The following is a 1,446-nucleotide window of genomic DNA, read 5'->3' as shown; positions in this document are numbered from 1 at the left end:
TGAACTGCACCCCAATTTTTAGACACACTCTAACAGTTGGAGGTGCAGTTTTTTTATGACTAAATTTACCGGGGATAGGAAATTGGCAATAGTTCAAGGGTATGACCCTGATCTTTTATCGCAAACAGAATATGCAAATCAAATGGGAGTTACCAAGTCTCAATTCCAATATTGGTTGAGGCTCTATGAGATGCATGGTGAGTCTACCTTTACTAACAGCTATACAAATTATCCGGCAAGCTTTAAACTGGACGTACTCAATCACAAGGCTCAATCAGACGCTTCTCTCATGGATACCGCTGCTTTGTTTAAGCTCCCGGACTTCTCCATGTTGTATTCCTGGCATAGAAAGATGGAGTCAGGCGGTTTAGAAGCCCTTGAGCCAAAAAAGAAGGGGCGTCCGTCCGTGAAGAAAGATTCCAATTCATCTTCAAAACGATCCGCAGTTGAAGGGTCTGTCGAAGCACTTGAAGAACGTATCAAGCAGCTTGAAATGGAAAATGAGTATCTAAAAAAGTTGAATGCCTTAGTTCGAAACAAGGAAAAATCACCAAACAAGACAAAGCACAAGCCGTCTGGGAACTGAGGCATAAATATCCGGTGATGGCACTCGTACGGCTGGCTGGTATCCCGCGCAGCACCTATTACAACCTTATAGCACGTATAAATCAACCCGATTCAAATGCTGATTTGGAGGCTGAGATCCAGTCCATTTACGCGGAACATGAGGGTCGGTACGGATATCGCCGTATTCGAGATGAACTAGCAATCCGCGGATGGAAAGTAAACCATAAGAAGGTTCAGCGGCTCATGAAAAAGATGGGGCTTAAATGCCTGGTCCGCATGAAAAAGTATAAGTCGTATAAAGGGACTGTCGGTAAGACCGCACCGAATCATCTGGATCGCCAGTTCACGGCAGAGGCGCCAAATGAGAAATGGGTGACGGACATCACGGAGTTTAAGTTATTTGGAGAAAAGCTGTATCTATCGCCCATTTTGGACCTGTTCAACGGGGAGATTATCACCTATACCATAGGTTCACGACCAACATATTCTCTGGTATCCGAGATGCTGGATGCAGGACTGAAGCGTCTGCCGGAAGAGCACCATCTTCTTCTTCATTCAGATCAAGGATGGCATTACCAAATGAAACCGTATCGCCATGCACTTAAGTCGAGAGGCATTCTACAAAGCATGTCACGAAAAGGGAATTGTTACGACAACGCCGTCATAGAGAATTTCTTCGGCATTCTCAAGTCGGAGTTTCTGTACTACAAAGAGTTTGAAAATGTGGAACATTTTAAGATAGAACTGAAAAAATATATGGAATACTACAATACCAAACGGTTGAAGGCAAAAACAAAAATGAGCCCGGTACAGTACCGAACTCATTTTGAGAAAGCTGCCTGATGAAATAACCGTGTCTAACTTTTGGGGGTCACTTCA

At 43.8% G+C, this 1,446-nt stretch carries 1 protein-coding gene; it reads left to right on the top strand.

The annotated features are described in order from the left end of the window. Positions 1 to 55 precede the first annotated feature (55 nt). Positions 56 to 1,410, top strand: a protein-coding gene (locus ABEW73_RS33735) for an IS3 family transposase (protein WP_430173843.1) whose coding sequence is annotated in 2 segments (ribosomal slippage) — positions 56 to 509 and positions 509 to 1,410 — 1,356 coding nt in all. Because the reading frame shifts where the segments join, the coding sequence is not laid out codon by codon here. Positions 1,411 to 1,446 lie beyond the last annotated feature (36 nt).

The organism is Paenibacillus lautus, from assembly GCF_050482385.1.
GTDB classification, from domain to species: Bacteria; Bacillota; Bacilli; order Paenibacillales; family Paenibacillaceae; genus Paenibacillus_AQ; species Paenibacillus_AQ lautus_B.
This window is presented reverse-complemented; position numbering and strand designations above follow the sequence as displayed.